This is a genomic window from Paenibacillus graminis (assembly GCF_000758705.1).
GTDB lineage: Bacteria > Bacillota > Bacilli > Paenibacillales > Paenibacillaceae > Paenibacillus_AQ > Paenibacillus_AQ graminis.
In genome coordinates, this window is record NZ_CP009287.1 from 5,479,929 (window position 1) to 5,500,098 (window position 20,170).

Consider the following 20,170-nt stretch of genomic DNA (forward strand, 5'->3'; position numbering starts at 1 on the left):
CCATAATATGTTTTTTATTACATTTGTTATTTAAAAATAAAACTATTGATTTTACTTTTTATGGTAATAAAATAAAGAAGCATTCTTTTCTGTAAATACATGAAAATGAAGAAGAAATGTAAATCCCAGAAAAAGAAGGGAGTCGTTATGAAATGAGTACAAGAATAGAGGATGCTGCTGTTAAAACAATTCCTAAAGGGGCTGATGTAGTTGTCGATAGTTTAATCTCTCAGGGGGTTTCGTACGTATTCGGAATTCCTGGAGCCAAAATCGACTCCGTATTTGATGTGCTGCAGGATAGAGGCCCCAAGCTCATAGTATGCCGTCATGAGCAGAATGCCGCCTTTATGGCAGCTGCGGTAGGACGATTAACCGGCAACCCCGGTGTATGTCTGGTAACCTCGGGTCCCGGAGCCTCCAACCTGGTGACAGGACTCGCAACGGCTAACGCAGAGAGCGACCCTGTCGTGGCCCTGGCAGGGGCTGTGCCCAGAAGCGAACGGTTAAAGCATACGCATCAGTCTATGGACGCCACCAGTTTATTCGAACCCGTCACCAAATTCAGTGCAGAGGTAGAGCATCCAGACAATATAGCCGAAGTTATGGCCAATGCCTTCCGGGATGCCAGCGGCTCGCCGCCAGGGGCAGCATTCATCAGTTTGCCCATGGATGTGCTGACAGGCGCGGCGAAGAAGTATGATCTGCACGGATTCAGTACTCCGCAGCTCGGCGCTGCTCCCTCCCATCTTATCGAAAGAACTGCAGCAGCCATTTGTAAAGCCAGGCTGCCTGTCATTTTGCTGGGCATGAAGGCTAGTTCTGCGGCAGTCACACACGCAATCCGCAATATGATCCGGGAGAATGATCTCCCGGTTGTTGAGACTTTTCAAGCAGCCGGAGCCATCTCGCGCGGTTTGGAGAATCATTTCATGGGCCGTGTGGGACTGTTCTCCAACCAGCCGGGCGATCTGCTTCTTCAAGAGGCCGATCTGGTGCTCACGATTGGCTATGATCCGGTTGAATATGACCCTCGTCTGTGGAATGGAAAAGGCAGCCGGCAGATCTGTCATTTGGATGACCGCAGGGCAGAAATCGATAATGACTACCAGCCACAGATTGAATTGATCGGCAATATTGCCCTTAACGTAGAAGCTTTATCCTTATCTTTACAGGGCATAAGACTGCCGGAGGAATCAATGGCTACTCTGAGACAGTTACGGAACAAGCTTGAACAAGACGGAAACACTTTTCATTCCTCCAGTCCTCATCTCGTGCACCCTTTGAACTTCATCCGCACGCTGCGCCAATTAATCAGTGACCAGGTGACGGTAACTTGCGATGTGGGGTCGCACTATATCTGGATGGCACGTTACTTCCGTTCCTATGAGCCGCGGCGGCTGCTGTTCAGCAATGGCATGCAGACCCTTGGTGTAGCTTTGCCCTGGGCGATTGCCGCTTCACTGGTGCGTCCGAACGAGAAAGTAATCTCTATCTCAGGGGATGGGGGATTTCTCTTTTCCTCGATGGAACTGGAGACGGCTGTTCGGCTGCATCTGCCGGTTATCCATGTGGTATGGCGTGACGGCTCTTATGATATGGTCGCTTTTCAACAAAGGATGAAATACGGAAGAACCTCAGGAGTACAGTTCGGAGATGTGGATATTGTGAAATATGCGGAAAGCTTCGGAGCTGTCGGGTTAAGGGTAAACCGCCCAGAAGAACTGAAAGAGGTGCTGCAGAATGCGCTTGAACAACCGGGTCCCGTGGTAATTGATATCCCGATTGATTATTCGGATAATATCAAGCTCGGTGAAAAGCTGCTGCCTCATTCCATGAACTGATTTCATCATCCAAAAAGGAGTTCTTCACTCATGAAAAATCATGTGATTTATCAGGCTTCTACAATGATTGCCCTGCTTAGCGGCCAGTATGACGGATCAGTCAGTTTCGGCAAGCTGAAAGAATATGGAGATTTCGGCATCGGGACATTCCATCAGCTGGACGGTGAGATGATTGCCTTCGACGGAGGCTTCTATCATTTGTACCCGGACGGCAGCGCCAGACAGGTAAGTATGGAGGAGAGCACTCCCTTCTCTACCGTGACCTTCTTTGAACCGGATCAGACCCTGCGGGTGCACACTCCTTTGACCCGAAGCGAACTTGAACAGGTGATAAATACGCTGCTGCCGAGCCAAAATATATTTTATGCGGTCCGTATCGACGGGCATTTCCGCGAGGTGCACACACGCACTGTTCCGCATCAAGACAAACCTTACAAGCCCTTTGTTGAAGTGACGGAGAACCAGCCGTCGTTCCGTTTCTCTGATGAAGACGGAGTGATCGCCGGCTTCTGGATGCCAGCGTTTGTCCAGGGGATCGGAGTATCGGGATATCATCTGCATTATATTAACGATGCCCGCAGCGGAGGAGGACATGTTCTAGACTTTATAGTGGAGCACTGCACGATATCGATTTGCAGCAGTGAGGATTTCCGGTTGAAGCTTCCGCACAATGATGGTTATTTAAAAGCCGATTTATCTACTGCTTCACTCAATGAAGACATAGCAGCCGCCGAAGGTTCCTGCTAAGCGGCTAATGGCTTAACCAGAAGTTTATTTGCACAAAAAAAAGAAACACCCTGCTCAGCTTAGAAAGCTGATTCGGCGGCGGACGTATGAAAAGGAGAAAGCTCCCGGTCATACGTCCGCCGAGGTGTTTCAAATGATGTCGGCTTAGCTGTATTATAACAAGGGGATGATGCTGTATCTGTGACAGTTATCACATTAACTGCCGGGCATCACATTTTCTCCAGAATAATCCGTGAGCCCCCGCCTCCCTGCTCTGCCGGGATGACAACCAGCTTGCGGGGCAGACGTGCTCTGAGTTCGGGAACGTGGCTGATGATACCCACTGAGAGCTGATCGTTATGCAATCTTTCGAGCGAAGTGATGACTGTATCAAGCAGATCGGGGTCCAGTGTGCCGAAGCCTTCATCCAGAAAAAAGAATTGCAGCGGATACTGCCCGCGAAGCTGGATCTGCGCCGAAAGCGCCAGCGCCAGGGACAAAGAGGTCAGGAAGGTCTCCCCGCCGGACAGGGTGGATACAGGACGCCGCACACCGCCATTCCCGTCATCCCGGATCACAAACCCTCCGCCGGAATCGACCTCAAGCGCATAACGCTGCTTGCTCAGGAAACGCAGCCGCTGTGAGGCGGCCTGGCATACCTGCATCAGCTGCTCCTCGGCAATATATTCCACAAAAGCATTTCCGCGCAGCACCGTTTGCAGCTTGGACAGCCGGTCCTGAAGGGCTGCATGCTCCGAACGTTTGCCTTCCAGCTCCATCCAGCGGATATGACGGTGCTGCAGATCTTCCAGATCACGTTCAGCGCGGGCCCGGCCCTGCAGTGCAGTCTCATCGTCTTCCTTGCACTTACGCAGTGTCTCCTGACTTTCCTGCCAGTCTTCTGCGCTCAACACAGCCCCTTCCAGCTTCTCTTCAATATTCCGCAGTTGGAGCAATGCTTCAGCTTCACCGTCACGGTGGGCCCGCACACGGGCAGCAGCCTCTGCCCGTTCCTCCGGCGCAAGTGCAGCGCCTTCCACCTCCGAGGCGGAAGCAAATGCTGAGGCCTGGAGGCAATCCTCCCAAACCGAGACTGCAGCCTCAGAATGCTCACGGGCGGACTCCGCCGCCTGACGGCTGATAGCGGCTTCCTTCACCGCATGCTGTGCTTGTTCTGCTGCCGACCGGTGAACCTGTCTGCTGCTCTCCAGTCCTGTCTGCAGCTCCTGCAGGCGCTGCTCACACTCTGCCAGCAAGGCAGCGGCTGCACGGCCGCCGGTCCACTGGAGCAGGCGCTGCTCTTTCTCCCGCTCCAGCGCTTCTTTGCCTTCAAGCTGTGCGTTCCACTGGGCCAAGTCTTTGTCCAAAGCTGCAATCTCCTCCTGCAGCGCCTGCACGGAAGTGCTCTTGTCATCCAGAAACTTGACACTGATCTCCAGCCGTCCTCTGATCTCCTCAGCCTGCTCATCCTTCTTCAGCATTTCACGGTAGGCATGTTCGGCTTCGTCCGGTGCCAGCTCCGGAAATAACTGTGACCATTCCTCCCGTAGCTGTCCCATCTGCCGGTCCAGCTCTCCGGCCTTGGCTGTCAGGCCTTGCAGCCACACAGCTTCGGCTTCCACCGCCGCAGCTTCCTTGTGCCCCAGCTGCTGCTGCTCCTGCAAGGAACGCTGCCACTCTGCTGCAACCCGGCGCAATTCACCGGAACGGGCCTTAAGCGCAGAGAATTCAGCTTCCAAGCGGGACAAGGCCTGCTCCTCAGGAACTGTGGCGGAGCTTGATGGAACAGGGCCTCCCGGGGAGACGGAAGCTGCACCAGGACCTGAAGAAGCCGAACCCGGTGATGAATCAATGGAGCTCAGGGCTGCTTCAGGGCTGGAAGAGCCCAAAGGCCGCGATAGATCAAAAGAGTCCAAGCCTGCTGCAAGGCTGGAAGAGCCCGAAGGCCGTGATAGATCAAGAGAGTCCAAGCCTGCTGCAAGGCTGGAAGGTCCGGCAGAAAGCGTAGCACCGCCGCGGTGCTCCATTCCTGCAGCCGCAGGTGCTGCGAAGGATTCTGCCGCACCTTCGCCGTATACCTGCTCCAGCCAGGCTAAGTCTTGCTCCAGCAGGCTGCGGAACCAATGCCGCGTTTCAGTCGCCCGTCTGCCCAGGGTCCGGGACTGTTCGAGCCGGCGTTCCAGCTCTTCCCGCCCGCCGCTGTCCTCTGCCAGCGCGGGCGTGGGGTGGTGGAGGCTGCCGCAGACCGGGCACGGCTGCCCATCCTGCAGTTCACTGGCGAGCGAAAGAGAGAGCCGGTGCAGCTCTTGGCCCTTGAGCGCCGCCGCAAGCGTGCTTCCATGAAGCTCCAGCTGACCGGCGGCTGCCTCTGCTGCGGCCTCCCCGGCCCGCAGCTGTTCCAGGTGCAGCGCGGCGGCGGCGATTCCCCCGCCGCGCTGCGCCTCCAGCGACCGCTGCCGTTCCCCGGCAGCGGCCAGCCGCGCCTCCGCCGCTGCGAGCACCGCGGCGCGCTCGGCGCGTTCACGTTCCGCCGTCTCCCGCTGGGAGGAGGCGGAACGCAGGCCTTGCAGCCGCTGCATGGCTTCCTGCAGCGACTGCCGCTCCTGGGAGCGGACCGCTAACGGCTGCAGGCTCTGCTGCAGCTCGTGCTGGCGCTTTTGGCCCTTGGCCAAAAGCTCACGCTCCCGGGCCATGCTCTCCCGCCGGGCAGCCAGCCCGCGGGAGGCCTCGTCGCGGCGCTCCAGCACCGCTGCGCGCTCGTGCCGCAACCCGCCGAGCTCGGCTTCCAGCTCGAGCGCGCGGCGGTACGTATCCGCCCCCTGCCGGAGGGCGGGCTCCTCCGCAGCCAGCGCAGCCTGCGCAGCCGCTTCAGCTGCGGCCAGCTCCGCCGCCTTCCGCTCGGCGGCGGCAGCCTGCACCTCCTGGCCCTCCGCGCGGGCCAAGCGGCTCTTCCAAGCTTCTTCCGCACTGCGCCAGGCCTTCAGCGCAGGCAGCATCTTCCCCGCTTCATCAGACTTGCTGAGCTTCTGTTCCAGCAGGAGGATGTCCGCCTCCTGCGCAAGCAAAGCCTGAAGCTGCTCCTCGCGCCGGGCGCGCTCGTCCTGCAGCTCGCGGATGCGGGCATAACGTTCCGCCCGCTGCACCGCCTCATCCAGCCGCTTGCGGCAGTCTGCCGCCTGCCGGACCGCTTCCTGCAGCCGTTCGGCGGCGGCCTCAACATCCGCCTTGCCTGCACTGCCCAGCCCCTGCTGCTCAGCCTCCAGGGCCCGCAGGGCCGCCTCGTTCTCCTTGACCCGGCGGCTGAGCTTCAGCGCCAGCCCGTCGCCATACTGCTCCAGATGAAAAAGTCGCTGCAGCATTTGCCTGCGGTCCACGCCGCGCAGCGACAGAAATTCGGCAAATTTCCCCTGCGGCAGCACAACGGCACGGGTGAAATCATCCATTTTGAGCCCGATATGCTCTTCCACGCAGCGGGTAACATCCGCAAGCTTGTCGGCCATCACGTGGTCCCCATCTGCGGCAATTTCAATGAAACGGCTGATCGTATTGCTCACCGACTGGTCCCCGGTCCGTTTGAATTTCCGTTCCACCCTGTAACGGCGGGGACCGGAAGAGGAAGTGAGCTCAAAAGTAAAAGCAACGCTTAGCTGGTCCTCGGAGTGGTTCATGATGCCCTGGGTCCCATTGACCGCACGTTCCACCTTCCCGTACATTGCCAGCGTTATCGCGTCCAGCAAGCTGGATTTGCCGCTTCCCGTCGGTCCGAAAATACCGAACAGCCCCGTCTCCGTCAGACTTCCAAAATCAATCTCCTGCTGCTCTCTATAGCTTTGGAGTCCGGCTACTTTTAGTAGAATTGGTTTCACTTCAGTTCTCCTCCCCTTCCACAGGCTCACGCCGCTCTTCTTCCGCCAGCTCCAGGAACAGCTCGATCAGGCTGTCCTCAGGCTCTGCCCCGCCGGTCTGCCGCTGATAGAATCTGCGGAACAGCTCCTGCACCGGCATGCGCGAGCGGGCCATCTCCTCAAGCTCCTGCTCCATCTGCGGATAAACCGGGCGGATATGTATAATCCCCTCGCGGGATTTGCGCAGCCGCTGGATATCATTCAGCGACATCGCTTCCGTGAGGCGGAGCTCCAGATCAATAAAAGCTGTGGCGTCCCGGCCTTCATCCAGCCAGCCGTAGACCTCCTGCAAACCGCCGGAGGACTTCCAGTTCACCAATGGACGGCCGCAGCGGAGATATATTTCCTCGAAAGAGGGCTCGCCTCCAGGCGCAACCTCAATCATTGCCACGGACTTCGCCTGCCCGGCTTCGGAGAAGCTGTAGGCCAGCGGCGATCCGCTGTAACGGATCATGTTGCCGCCTTTTACGCGCTGGGCGCGGTGAAGATGCCCAAGCGCTGTATACTGTGCACCGCATGACAAAGCTGAAGGATCTACAGTGTACGCTCCCCCGACCTGAATAGGCCGCTCGGAGTCACTCTCCACTCCGCCCAGCACATAAATATGGCTCATCGCCAGATTGACGGTCTGCGGCGTGAATTCCCGGCCCAGCAGATTCATCAGCCTGCCAACCCGTGCACTATAGGCAAGGCGGAGTTCATCTTCCCCCGCATCCCCGGCAAGGAGCTCGCCAAGCCGTGCTTCTGAGGGATAAGGGAGCGCAGCGATTTTGGCAACCTCGCCTGTACGTACGGCATGAACCGTCACCGGTTCGGAGGTAGGCATGCCTACCAGAGTAATGCCTTGTCTGCGGACAAGCGGGGATACGGACGCGACACGCTCAGGCTGATCGTGATTGCCGGAGATGACCACAAGCGGCCTGCCATTTGCCGTTAGCCGGGCGGCTGCATCGTAGAATAACTGCTCCGCCGCTGCCGGCGGATTCACGGAATCGTAGACATCTCCCGCCATCAGTATAAGATCTGCCTGGGAAGCATCGGCAATCTCCACCAGCTCATCGATGAACTGCTCCTGCTCCTTCTGCCGGCTTCTTCCTTCCAGCATCCGCCCCAGATGCCAGTCCCCCGTATGCAATATGCGCATTTACACCCTCTTTTCCCCGCCCGTCATGCGGCTTTGATAGATAAATAAATTAATAAATTGATACATTGCTCAATTTGCTTGATTAGCAGATTAATAGTTTGATTGATCGAACGATAAATTGATAGATTGATAAATCACAATCATATCCAATGATAGATTTATAGCTTCACTGCATGTCCGCCGTCAAAAAAGTACAGCCAGATCTCACGGACCGGCTCCCCCAGAATGTCCAGCAGCGCCTTGCTGTAGAGCTCCAGCTGAAAACGGTATTTCTCCTTGAGCGATTCCAGTCCCCCCTGATGTTCCAGCACAGCATCGGTCTTATAATCCAGCAGAATCAGTTGCCCCTCTTCCCGGAATAGGCAGTCGATAACGCCTTGAATCAGGACAGATTCACCAAAGGATGCGTTTCCTGCAGGAGTTTCGAGCCCCGATGCCGCTTCATTCAGATACTCAAGGCCATGATAGGCTTTGCCCGCCGGCACCATATAGCTGAACGGCTGCTCTCTTACTTTCCATGAAGCTCCGATCAGTCTGCGGCCCATCTCTCCTGTGTAAAACGCCTCAATATCACTAATTTCAACAGCCTCAGCCTGCTCGCCGGTAAGAATGGCTAACCGCGTAAGACGCGCGATTGTAGCTTCCAGAACAGACCGGTCTACCTCACCTTCCAGCGGCACATGCTGCATAACGGTATGGTAGGCTGTCCCCCGTTCTGAAGGCGACAAGCCCCGCTTCTCCATAAACTTCGGACGCTGGAGATGCAGACTGTCCGTCCCTGCCGTCCTACTAGCCAGGCTGTGACCCGCACCAGCGGGCAGGGATTCTTCCAGCAGGTCGTATGACGGCTGCTCCTGCATGGACAGCATCGATTTCAGTTCGGTGACAGAGGTTTTAGCGGGAATCCCGGATGCGGCTGCATAAGGATACACCCACTTCAGGCGTTCGGTTACTTCGGCCTCTCTTGCAGCGCTCCTCTTGGGGACACTGCGGCCGTGCCGGAGGGATTCAAGCACGGCCTGCCGTTCCTCATTCTGGTCCCCAGTACCAGACGCAGCCAGGGCTGACCCGGAACTGAGCTCCTGTGCGTTCACCGCAGAGATGCTCCAATTGGAGGCATCGCCATGGAGCACCGCAGATACAGGTCCATTGGTTCCTGCCAGCTTGCGGAGGACAGCTGCGCTGGGATGGCGGATCAGCGCCGGTCCCACCCAATCCAAATAGCTGCGGCCCCGGGCCAGCATATGGTCCTCCAGCAGCATTTGCTCCCGGCCCTGCACACTGCTCCAGCCTGCAAGGGTACGGGGTAAATCCCGCACGGTGCCGACCAAGATCATCTTGTCGCGCGGCCGGGTTAATCCGACATAGAGCACACGCATTTCCTCGGCCAGCAGTTCCAGACGTGAACGGCGGCTAATCGCCAGATAAGGCAGTGTTGGATAACTGACCCGGGTCTCCCGCTCTACAAAACGCGGCCCGAATCCGAGCTCTTTATGCATCAGGAAGGGAGAATACAAATCCTGGCGGTTGAACGGCTTGGCCATTCCTGCCAGGAAGACCACGGGAAACTCCAGACCTTTAGACTTGTGGATGGTCATAATTCGGACCCCGCCAGCTTCCTCGCCGGTTCCTCCCGCTGCTCCCAGGTCGCCGCCGTTTTCTCTCAGCCGGCTGATGAATACCAGGAAACGGAACAAGCCGCGTGCATTGGTATCCTTCTCAAACTGAACAGCCCGGTCGTACAGCGCTGTAAGATTATTCTGGCGCTGAAAGCCTCCAGGCAGGCCGCCGACCCATTCCAGATAGCCGCTCTCTGCGTAGATACGCCAGATCAGAGTACTAAGGCTTCCCTGGCGGGCAGCAGTTCTCCAGCCTTCAAGCCGCTTCAGAAAAACTTGCAGCTTCTTTTGAAGTTTCCCGGAAATCTCCGGCATAGCCGCTTCTCCTGCCATTTTGCCTGCTAACGGACCGCCTTCTGCTGGGCTTTCTTCACTAGGTGCAGCGTGATCGGCTGCGTGGGCTGCGCCTGACTTGAACGCATGATGTTCGCCAAGCCCATTCTCTGACTCAATCCGCTCTCCGGCAGCCGCCAGCACTGCATCGAAAAAAGAACCATCGCTGCAGAGACGCACCGCTGCCAGCTCTTCCTCGCGCAGATTCACTACAGGCGAACGGAGGACGCCGGCCAGCGGAATATCCTGCCTGGGGTTGTCCACAATCTGCAGCAGCGAAAGGGCAATTTCCACTTCGGTAGCCTGAAAATATCCTTTGTTCTGATCCCCATATGCCGGAATGCCCTCCAGGCGCAGTTCTTCGACCATCAGCGGAGTCCAGATCCGCGCCGACCGCAGGAGAATGACAATGTCTCCGTAAACAACCGGCCGCATGATCTTCAAGGCTTTATCATAGATCATCAGCGGCTCACCGCCGCTCATGCCGGTCATCTGGGAGATGCGCCGGACGATGGCTCTTGCTTCAAGCTGTGCGGTTTCACTTTCCATTGCTTCATTTTCTTGCGGAGGAAGCTCTCCGTCCTCTGCAGTTTCCTCAGCACGTGAAGATAAGGATGTTCCCCGGTCAATAAGCAGCAGCTCAGGGGCAAAATAAGTATCCGGCCCATTCTCTGCCGCACCCGGAAAATGGGCGCCGTAAACCAGCTCGGCCCGCTCATCGTAGCTTATTTCAGCAACCGTACTGTCCATAATCTGCCGGAAAATCATATTCACGGCATTTACGACCTCCAGACGGCTGCGGAAATTGCGGGCCAGATCAATTACGGAGCCGCCGCCGGGCTTGCCCGGTTCAAGGGCTTCAACAGCCCCGGCAGCCTCCCGGCTGCCGGTTAAGGCATCATTGCTGCTGTCCGCGGCTGAACCAAAGCTCTTATACTTATCCAGGAACAATCCCGGCTCCGCCAGCCGGAAACGGTAAATGCTCTGCTTCATATCTCCGACCATAAAACGGTTTCCCGGCGATTCCCGGGAAATCAGCCGCACAATTTCCTCCTGCACGCTGTTCGTATCCTGATATTCATCCAGCAGTACCTCGTCGAACTGGTCCCGGTACTCCATAGCCGCATCTGAAGGCAGCGAATGTCCGGGTTCTGAATCTTCATGCCGCAGGATTTGCAGGCAATAATGCTCCAGGTCGCTGAAATCCACCAATCCCCGGCCTGCCTTCTCGATCCGGTAGCGTTCCCCGAATTCGATGACCGTCTCAGCCAGCTCGCGCATCAGCGGGGCGGCCTCATGCAGTTCACCCAAAAAGGCTTCGGCGGGGCGGCCAAAAAGCGATTTTTGCAGCTCCAGCAAGCTTTTCTTCACATTGTCGCGCAGTTCCTTAACCCGCTCCTGCAGCCCCGGGTCGGTCGAATCCTTCTTGCAGGCCTTCAGCTTCCCAAACGATATTTCGATAAAAATATCATACAGCTCAGCCCACGGACGGAATTCCAGCGCTTCCTGCAGCGACTGCACCATTTCCAGATCCGCAGCCAGATTGTCCGCGTAGGGGGCAGGGCCGCCGGGCTGCAGGGCAATTTCCCGGCCCTGGCGGAGCTGGCTCGCCGCCCCGTCCAGCGTGAGCTTCGCTTCGGCCAGGATGCTCTGCACCCATGACGTGCGGCTCAGGGCATCTGTATCCGGCAGGGAGAAATCCGCTGCGGTGTCCCGCAGCCACAGTGCCGGCCAGGGATGGCTCCGCGCAAAATCATGCAGCCGCTGAATCAGGGAGTGGACGGCATCATCGCTGCGCTCGCCGCTGAACCAGTCAGCCAGCCGCACAAATACTGTATCCTCCCCGTCTTCGGCAACCTCTCCATATTTCTCTTCCAGCAGCTCCTCCAGCAGCTCCTGGCGCATCATCTCCGCCTCATGCTCATTCAGAATCCGGAAGCCCGGATCAATGGGGATGAGCTGGTAATAACGCCGGATCACCTCCAGGCAAAAGGAATGCAACGTCGTAATCGAAGCTCTGCCAAGCAGGGCAAGCTGACGCCGCAGATGCTCATTGCCATGGTTTCCTTCTTCTTCCCCGGAGCTTTCTTCCTCCAGCTTCCGTTCCAATGCCTCGCGGATGCGCTGCCGCATTTCAGCAGCCGCTGCTTTGGTAAAGGTAGCCACCAGCAGCCTGTCCACACTGAACCCGTTCTTCTCATTGCTGATTTTACGGATAATCCGCTCCACCAGCACCGCTGTTTTGCCGGAGCCCGCTGCTGCCGCGACCAGGATATCGTCACCGCTCTCGGCAATGGCGCGCCACTGGTCATCGCTCCATAGGCTGCCTTTTGGTTTCGGTTCTATTTCCGCTCTGCGTATCATGGCTTCTCTCCTCCTTCGCGGGACAGCAGGTCCCAAATGACTTCCTTGCCCGGCTTGCCGAGATTGTTGTAGGCATTGCCTTCCACGGCCTCATCGAATTGGCATACCGGCCGGAAAGAGCAGAAGGTGCAAGCCGTTTCCTGTTGTATCCGGTAGGGCTGGATCGCTACATCCCCTTCAGTAATGCGTGTCCCGATATCAGAGATGGTGCTGCGCACGGAGGACAGCAAATGCCCCCACTGCTCGGGAGTGGCCACCGAAGCGCTGCTGTAAAAGCTCCCGTCGCTCTTCAGCGCCACCGGCACGATTGAAGAATGTCCCTTATCCAGAGCGGTATCCATCAGGGAGACCACTTCACGGTCCGCTGTAAGCAGCCCCTTCATCTTGAAGCGCTTCATCAGCTCCTGCTCTGCCTGCTCGCGGTTCATGCCGTTCGCTGAAGTCAGCAGCGGATCATGCACATGGAAATAGAGCGTTCCTGCCGGCAGAGCGGTTTGTCCAAGCCACTGCTCCGAATACGTAAGCAGAACATCCAGGTAGGTCAGCATTTGCAGGGACAGTCCGTAATAGACCTCATGCAGTTTGAGGTCTTTATGGCTTGATTTGTAGTCAATGACCCGCAGCAGGATGCCCTGTTCGCCTTCAGCCATGTCCACACGGTCGATCCGGCCTACTACCTCCATCACACAGCCGTTCGGCAGTGTAATCCTCAGCGGCGGAAGATCTTTGCCCGGGCCAAAGTCCAGCTCCAGCCCCACCGGCTCAAAACTGCCTCTTCTGGCATGTTCACCGAGGATGACAGAAGCACGGCCGACAATATTTTTGAGCTTGCGGGAGATATACCCGTAGCGTTTGCTGCTCATTAGAATTTCGCCCTGCAGGAGCGGAGAGAGCCGGTCCACGGTCTCTCCGGCTTCACGGCGGCATTCCTCCGCAGACATGCTTCCCCAGCTCCGTCCCTGCTTCTGCAGCCGCTGGGCCATATCGCTTAGAGCGGCATGGAACAGTTGTCCAATGTCCGGTGCCTTCAGCTTATAAAGCTGGCGTTCTTTCAGTCTCAGGCCGTAAGAAGCGAAATGCGAAAAGGCACAGGCCACGAACTTCTCCATGCGTGACACACTTCCGCGAAGCGTTGTTCCGCCGTACAGACGCAGACTCGTCTCCCGCTTCAACCGGATTCCTTCGTTGCGGTAGAACAGGGAGCCGAGCAGCCGTTCCAGCTTCGGTCCATGCTCCGCATCCGTGATAAACCAGTTATAGACATCCCACCAAACTGCCGGAATCTCCACCCCCTGGCGATATTGCCGAAGCTGCATAATGAGCATGCGCAGCGTCTGCTCCGGCTGGCTGACAAAGCTCATATGCAGTGCTTCCAGGTTCTCTGTATCATCTGAGCTTCCAGCTGCAGACGATGGAAAGCCGGAAACAAAATATTCTTTCAGCGCTCCAGGAAACATGCCGTGCAATTGGCGGATGATTTCCGATGGCAGCAGCGCCTTACCTTCTTCATCAGCAGTCGCATAGCTGATCCAGAGCTTGCGGCTCGCCGTAGTGAGTGTATTGTAGATCAGAAAGCGCTCATCCAGCAGCTTGCGGGAAGAACCGGGAGCAAGCTCCATGCCCGAATTCTCCAGCAGCAGGCGTTCTCCTTCCGAGAGAATGCCGTCTTCCTTGAACTGGGCAGGGACAACGCCTTCATTAAATCCCAGCAAAAAGGCATATTTGACACCCGATACCCGGGTGCGGTCCATAGTCCCTACCAGTACCTGATCCAATGCGGGGGGCACAAGCCCCATCTTCAGTTCAGCCAGACCTGTCTCCAGCACCCCGGCGAAAACATCAAACTCCATTCTTTCATTGCCCATCATCTCCGCAATCTGATCCAGAAGGTCCAGCACGGCACCCCACAGCTGCGTGTGCTCCCGGGCTGCCTCAGGCTGTCCAAGCTCCAAAGCCTGGGCGCTCATCCGCTCCAGCTTGCGCGCGGCATCCATATCCTGCAAAAGAAAGTATACCGCTTTGCACAACTCCAGACCGCTGCGGCTTTTTTTGATCCGCTGTTCAAAAGCCTGCAGCGGACCCGTAATCACCTCACGGCACGCCTCCATTCTCGCCAGCAGCTCTTCATCCACAACTCTGGCACCCTCCAGGGAAAGGCTCGGAATTCCTTTCCAGGACCGGCCATCCGTCCAGCGGTAGCCCTGGATGCCGCAAGCCAGCACGTAATTCTCCAGCGCATCCATATCCGCTCGGGTTACACTGCGGTCGAGCGGCAGCAGCAGCTCTGTCTTCACACAGCGGAACACATCCTCATACCGCCACCGGCGGCGTACCACATCAAAGGCAGAGCGGATAAACTCCACCAGCGGATGATGCAGCTCGTTCATTTTTTGGTCAAGGAAGAACGGGATTCCGTAATCCTGGAAAAGAGGGGCCACAAGCTGCTCATAATCGGCAATATTGCGCATGAATACAGCCATCTCCCCGTATTTCACCCCTTCCTCACGGGCCAGCCGGAGCATTTCCCGCAGGCTTCCTTCCACCTCGGCTCTGCGCGAAGCTGCCGCTGTAAGGGTAATGGCCTCTGCAACGGCAGAAGCTGTACCGCTCCAGCGGTTCCGGCGTCCAAACCCCCGCTCCAAGTGGGCAAGAACAGGACTCCCGGCAAACCGCGGCAGCACCGGCGGCGCCAGCAGCTCGTCCCACACGGACAGCCTCATTTCCTCAGCCATCCCGCGCAGCTTGATGTAGGAAACCGCGCTAGGATGGAACAGCTCCAATTCATGAGGCTGCAATCCCGGAGGATAACTCCGGTCCAGTGTCAATGAGATCGTAACCTTAGCGGCATACTGCATCAGCTCCCGCAGCACAGCAAACTCCTGTGTGGTGAAGCCGTGAAAGCCGTCGACCCAGATTTCCGAACCCCGAATATAGGAGGATTCCTGAATATGTTCCGCCAGCTCAGCAAGGCGGTCCTCTTCATCGATGTACAGCTGGGACATTTCCTGTTCCAGCTCGCTGAACACGATATGTAAATCTTCCAGCTTGCTGGCAAGAATTGGACTCCGCAGGGCGGAATCCGACATCCCCAGCAACTGCTCCTCCAGATCGGCTGCCCCCAGGCAGCAGCGCTTCAGCTCGGTATGAAGCTGGCTAAGCCGCTCCACAAAACCCGGCCTGTCACTTGATGCCCCGAACAGCTTCAGCTCTTCCTTGCGGCGGCTGATAATCTTGTAAATCAGCATCTTCTTGCCTTCCTCGCTGATCGGCAGGCTGGCGCTGCCCCCGGTCTCCTGCTTCACCCGGTAGGCCAGCCGCGAGAAGCTCAGGGTCTGGGCGCGGATGCTGCCCTTCGTCTTGCCCGTCTTCAGCAGCCCTTGCTCCGCACCGAAGGAGCCCTGCTCCGGAACAAGCACGATCATCGGGGCGCCCAGCGGCTCCGCCTCAAGGCGTGAAGATACCGTCTCCCATATTTTTGTTGTCTTGCCGCTGCCCGAGCGGCCAATCAAAAAGTGTACCGTCATCACAGTAGACTCCTTCCATAGCGGAGAATAGGTTCAAAAATTACGTAAAACTAAAATTATCTAATCTATTTGGTCAACCCTACTATGACAATGCATTTGTTTATGATCCATTCAACGGAATTTTTGCTTTTACTTTCACCCGTGGCAGCTGCTTGGAATGAACCCTTATAACGACATTTCTGCCGCTCATTTCACCACCGCTGTCCGCCCCTGCTAATCCTCTGCATTCAGAAAGTAGAATACATATACTATATTGACACTCCCACAGCTAAAGCAGTGGGATTCTTGGGTGATTAAGTCGAAGTGCATTTCTGCTATCGAAGTATGACCCCAAGATTGGGCTGTGCCATCAGCCCTCCTAAGACAGTGCGTTTTAACATCTTAGGCTGATTGACTATGACCACCAATCACAGGTGCGTGAATGATATTCATTGCACCGACTTTATCACGATGCGTATGAAACCCGCATGGACACGAATATTTTCTATCTATCGCTTTATTTAGCGTAGAGCAAGATGGACATTTTTGCGATGTATACGCTGGATTCACATATTCCACTTTGATCCCTGCCATCTTTGCTTTGTATTCAATGAATTGTGCCAAGCGATAGAATGACCATGTATGCACATTCTTTTCGTTTTTACGACTTGTTCTTGTCGTTTTTCTGATGTTTGTCAGCTTCTCTAAGTGAATGACTGACACTTGATTCTTAATGGCAAAATTGACAATTTGTCTACTTACTTTATGGTCCTTATCTTTCATCCATCGTTGTTCTTTATGATCCAGTTTACGAATAGCACGCAGCTTTTTCTTCTTTCCTAATCCTTTTCGTTCACTACGGAACTTTCGTTTCATATATTTGTTTTCTCTACCATTTCCAAAAAATCTCGTCTTCCCCTCGCTAGTCACAGCAACAGCAGGGACTTTTAATCCCAAATCAATGCCTATTACCTGTTCGCCTGTGGTTGTCTCTGTAGGAATTTCAAGTGAAACTTGAGCAAACCATTTTCCTGATTTCTCAACGATTCTCATCAGACCACATGTTGCATTTTGAAGAAATTGTTGATCTCTTTCTGTTAAAAGAGCAGGAAAAATCGTCTTCTTCACTTTGTTGTCCACGATGATCGGAAAAGCAATAGAGGCATGGCCAATGGAATAGTTTTGATTGTTGATATAGTAGGTTGGTTTCCTTAGTATTGGACGCTTCTTTTCCTTCTTCGTTTTCTTAAATACGCTTTTAGCATCACGAATTGCTTGATTAAGTACAGCAGAAGGGAGTTTCGCTTCTACATCTTTCGTTGTGAGTTTGGGGAATGAACCTTCTTTTTCTGCTTGTTCTGTTAATGAATTAATCACTCGAATATATTCTCTGCTTAATAACTTTAATTCGATAAATTTAAGAAAGATTTTCTTTCGATATCGTGGACAAAAAACAAAGTGATAATGGATTAGCGATACGGTTGTGTTGGTTCTTCTATAATTTCCAACATTTATTGTATCAGTTTATGTTTAACATGATAACCAAAAAAAGTTGGAACATTAACATATCTTAGGACACGCCTCTCGCTATCATCCCACACCTAAAGGAGTGGGCCTTCTCGCTCAAAAAATTCTGTAATATATTGCGGGCTGAAATTCGAAAGTTTCAGATGAATCCGTCCCAATAGTATAGCATACCTCTCCCAGCAAGAACATATGTTTGCCATTCTTTTCATATATGCGTCAAAAAGAAGAGACCCATGATCAACACGGGCCTCCTCTGTTATTAACCTTCTCGGTCGTTATAAGGCGTTTATTTGCTGCGTACCTCAAAAATAGCAAATTTCAAATAGTGGCCTTCGTCTACACCGAGAATTTGCGGATGATCTTTGCCAGCGGCCCGCCACTCAATGAGACGGAGTACTTTGCCGGCATCCTTCGCCGCTTCGGCGATGGTATCCAGGAACAGCTGCGGCTGCATGTGGTAAGAGCAGCTTGCCGTTACGAGATAGCCACCCTCGTTGACGAGCTTCATGCCGTGCAGGTTGATGTCCTTGTAGCCGCGGCAGGCTCCAGCCACCGCACTTTTGGTCTTGGCAAAAGCAGGCGGATCAAGGATTACGACATCCCAGGTGCGCCCGCCGCCGGCAGTCATCGGCTTAGCGGTATCTGTTTTGGCGGCAGCAGGTTTGGCGCCTGGGTTAGCATCCGTTTTACCGGTAGCCCGCTCGGAGCGCTCTTCCAGACCTTTTACCTGATTGCGCAGGAAGGCAAAAGCATCGTCTACCACAAACTCCACCCGGTCGCTGAAACCGTTCAACTCAACGTTTGCTTTGGCGCTCTCGATGGCATGTGCGGAAACGTCCAGGCAGGTGACCTTCTTGGCTCCGTATTTGCAGGCATGGAGGGTGAAGCTGCCGGTATGCGCGAAGCATTCCAGCACCGTCGCACCGTCCCAATAAGGGAAGGTAACCGGCTTGCCGCTTTTATTGACCGGAAGAGTCTGAACCGTTCCGTCCTCTGCCGCAACCTCCTGCAGCGTGATCCCGCTGCGTCCGCCCCAGCCTTGGATCAGCGGAGCAATGGAAGCCCGGTTCTCGCGCTGGTCAAAAAAGTATCCTGTCTTCTGGCCCTCTTCTATATCAACGATCACCTTGAGGCCATTCTCACTCACCGTAATGTGGCGCGGACACTCCCCGTACAGCACTCCGGTTCTCTGTTCCAGCCCTTCCAGCTCACGGACGCTGACATCACTGCGCTCATATATGCCGCGCGGTACAACGACTTCCACCAGCGCCTGCACAATCTGATCGCGGCACTTGTCCATCCCCAGCGTCAACAGCTGCACTACCAGAACCTCGCCAAACCGGTCGATAATCAGGCCGGGCAGAAAATCCGCTTCACCATATACCAGGCGGTATGCATCCGCTCCCGGCAGAAACCGTTGTCTATGGCGCAGGCAGCTTGCAAACCGCTCAGCAAAAAAAGCGGTATCCATAGCCGCCAGCGGATTCCGGTCGAGAATTCTCACCCGGATCTGTGAAGCGGGATTGTAATAACCCGTCGCCAGATATCTCCCTTGATGATTAAGCACATCCACTAATCCGCCAGGCTGCGGCTCTCCGTCTACAGATGCTACCTCGCTGGCGTAGACCCAAGGATGGCCCTGCTCCAACCTTTTTTTACGGCTGCGTTCCAAGATAACTGATGCCAATACTTTCAACTCCCTGTTCTTGTTGATGAATTCTATACATGTCCACTTCGCTGCATTCATATATTGGTGTACAACCCCGTTCAAAGGAGCTTGCCCCTTATGATCCGTGATCTGCTGTTCCCTGTCATATATGGCCTTGTTATTTTCCTCGCCGGCATGAAGCTGATGGAAGCGGCGCTGGCGAAGCTCGCCGGCCCTCTGCTGACGCGAAGCCTGCATAAAGCAACCTCCACACCGTTAAAAGGCCTGATCGCCAGCAGCCTGCTGTCGGCGCTGCTTCAGAGCAGCACCGCCGTAACGGTACTGACCATCGGCATGGTTAATGCCGGATTGCTGACGTATGCCAGGACACTCGGCATCATCCTTGGCAGCAACATCGGCACCTGCCTGACCACGGAGCTGATCGGCCTGCAGATCAGCCAGATGGTCGCGCCGCTGCTGGTCGTATCGCTGTGCCTGTGGGCGGCGGCCGTCATGCTTGGCGAACTGCCGGCCCCAAGCCCAAGGGCAGCAGCAGCCTGCCGCAGGCTGTCCACACCGCTGCAGTTCACCAGCCTGGCGGCAGCCGGCTTTTCGCTTGTCCTCTGGGGCATCGCGGTCATGCAGTCAATCGGTCCTGCTCTGCAGGCCAGCGGCTTGTTCCGCTGGTTCCTGGACCATGCCGCAACCAGCGCGCTCTGGGGGCTGGCTGCCGGAGCCTGCCTGACGGCAATGCTACACAGCAGCGCGGCGGTCATTGGCATGGCGATGGGCCTCGCCAGCTCAGGCGTCATGCCGCCCGGGCTTGGCATCGCCATCGTGCTTGGCGCCAACGTTGGTACCTGCGTCACAGCCGTAATCGCCGCAATCGGCGGCTCGGCTTCCGGCAAATTTGTCGCCGGCTCGCATGTAGCGCTTAATGTCGGCGGCGCCCTGCTGTTCCTGCCTTTTATTCAGCAGCTTCAGGTCTTGTCCGCCTGGATTGGCGGCGGTCCGGCCACCCAGCTCGCCCATGCCCAGACGATCTTCAATGTCGTCTGCTCCCTTGGTGTGCTGCCGCTATGCTACCTGCCGGTATGGACCCGGTTGGAGAAACGGCTGCAATCGTAACCGCTTGTGCTTCCGGGGGAACCGGAAGCGCAAGCTTCAACAGGGACGCGCCAGCACGCCTGGCGCTGTATGATGCTGTATCATTATACTTCAATCCGCGCTGCAGTTCTAATGCTATTCAAGAACCATACGGCTGCGCCGTCCTTGACTGGATAAGGTAGCCGTTTTGGATTTCAGTTTAGCGTCGCCTGAGAACCTTTTATGAATCCATCGGCAGTTCCAAGTGGAAAAAGGGTAACTAATTTGCTCGTCCCACCATGTTCCGCGCAGGTTAAGTGGAAAAAGGTTAACTAATTCAGCTCATATCACTCCTGACGAAGGAATATGACCCAATTAAGTTTCCTTTTTCCACTTAGACCTTATATTTGTTGATTTCAGGGAGAAATAAGCTCCTTTTTTCCAACTAGCACTGCTCACTTGCTTTTTCGCAGC

The 20,170-nt window shown here is 55.5% G+C and carries 9 protein-coding genes and 1 pseudogene; 3 read left to right on the plus strand and 7 right to left on the minus strand.

The features are described from left to right. The first annotated feature begins 152 nt into the window (after nt 1–152). The gene (gene alsS, locus PGRAT_RS23740) at nt 153–1,841 is read left to right on the plus strand and encodes an acetolactate synthase AlsS (protein ID WP_025705193.1); all 1,689 of its coding nucleotides are present in this window, start codon (nt 153–155) and stop codon (nt 1,839–1,841) included. Nucleotides 1,842–1,871: 30 nt separating this feature from the next. Beyond that, on the plus strand, nt 1,872–2,588 hold the full coding sequence (gene budA / locus PGRAT_RS23745; RefSeq protein WP_025705192.1) for an acetolactate decarboxylase: 717 nt from the start codon (nt 1,872–1,874) through the stop codon (nt 2,586–2,588). 209 nt (nt 2,589–2,797) lie between these two features. On the opposite strand, the gene PGRAT_RS23750 is transcribed toward budA, so the two are convergent. The 7 genes and pseudogenes from PGRAT_RS23750 to PGRAT_RS23775 all read right to left on the minus strand — a co-directional run bounded on the left by PGRAT_RS23750 (nt 2,798) and on the right by PGRAT_RS23775 (nt 18,649). Continuing rightward, nucleotides 2,798–6,433 (minus strand): AAA family ATPase, encoded by a 3,636-nt coding sequence (locus PGRAT_RS23750; protein ID WP_042267302.1) that lies wholly within the window; start codon nt 6,431–6,433, stop codon nt 2,798–2,800. A gap of 1 nt (nt 6,434) precedes the next feature. Then, the gene (locus PGRAT_RS23755; RefSeq protein ID WP_025705010.1) at nt 6,435–7,616 is read right to left on the minus strand and encodes an exonuclease SbcCD subunit D; all 1,182 of its coding nucleotides are present in this window, start codon (nt 7,614–7,616) and stop codon (nt 6,435–6,437) included. Nucleotides 7,617–7,774: 158 nt separating this feature from the next. Further along, a complete protein-coding gene (locus PGRAT_RS23760; RefSeq protein ID WP_042267303.1) occupies nt 7,775–11,932 on the minus strand; it encodes a UvrD-helicase domain-containing protein in 4,158 nt (1,385 codons plus the stop codon). After that, on the minus strand, nt 11,929–15,456 hold the full coding sequence (gene addB / locus PGRAT_RS23765; protein ID WP_025708700.1) for a helicase-exonuclease AddAB subunit AddB: 3,528 nt from the start codon (nt 15,454–15,456) through the stop codon (nt 11,929–11,931). Before addB ends, PGRAT_RS23760 begins: the two co-directional genes overlap by 4 nt. Before the next feature lie 381 nt (nt 15,457–15,837). Beyond that, complete coding sequence (locus tag PGRAT_RS23770; RefSeq protein ID WP_025708701.1) at nt 15,838–16,848, minus strand: RNA-guided endonuclease TnpB family protein; 1,011 nt, start codon at nt 16,846–16,848, stop codon at nt 15,838–15,840. A 6-nt stretch (nt 16,849–16,854) separates the two neighbouring features. Then, nucleotides 16,855–16,950 (minus strand): annotated as a pseudogene (locus tag PGRAT_RS33785) (IS200/IS605 family transposase); the annotation flags it as partial. Between the two features lie 298 nt (nt 16,951–17,248). Beyond that, nucleotides 17,249–18,649: a class I SAM-dependent rRNA methyltransferase gene (locus PGRAT_RS23775; RefSeq protein WP_025708702.1), complete on the minus strand. Its 1,401-nt coding sequence runs from the start codon at nt 18,647–18,649 to the stop codon at nt 17,249–17,251. A gap of 99 nt (nt 18,650–18,748) precedes the next feature. Between PGRAT_RS23775 and PGRAT_RS23780 the strand changes: the two genes are divergently transcribed. After that, nucleotides 18,749–19,738, plus strand: a complete 990-nt coding sequence (locus tag PGRAT_RS23780; RefSeq protein ID WP_042267305.1) for a Na/Pi cotransporter family protein — start codon at nt 18,749–18,751, stop codon at nt 19,736–19,738. The last annotated feature ends 432 nt before the right edge of the window (nt 19,739–20,170 follow it).

Coding starts and splice junctions, on each gene's coding strand:
- alsS (WP_025705193.1), top strand. CDS start 153: ATGAGTACAAGAATAGAGGATGCTGCTGTTAAAACAATTCCTAAAGGG.
- budA (WP_025705192.1), top strand. CDS start 1,872: ATGAAAAATCATGTGATTTATCAGGCTTCTACAATGATTGCCCTGCTT.
- PGRAT_RS23755 (WP_025705010.1), bottom strand. CDS start 7,616: ATGCGCATATTGCATACGGGGGACTGGCATCTGGGGCGGATGCTGGAA.
- PGRAT_RS23760 (WP_042267303.1), bottom strand. CDS start 11,932: ATGATACGCAGAGCGGAAATAGAACCGAAACCAAAAGGCAGCCTATGG.
- addB (WP_025708700.1), bottom strand. CDS start 15,456: ATGACGGTACACTTTTTGATTGGCCGCTCGGGCAGCGGCAAGACAACA.
- PGRAT_RS23780 (WP_042267305.1), top strand. CDS start 18,749: ATGATCCGTGATCTGCTGTTCCCTGTCATATATGGCCTTGTTATTTTC.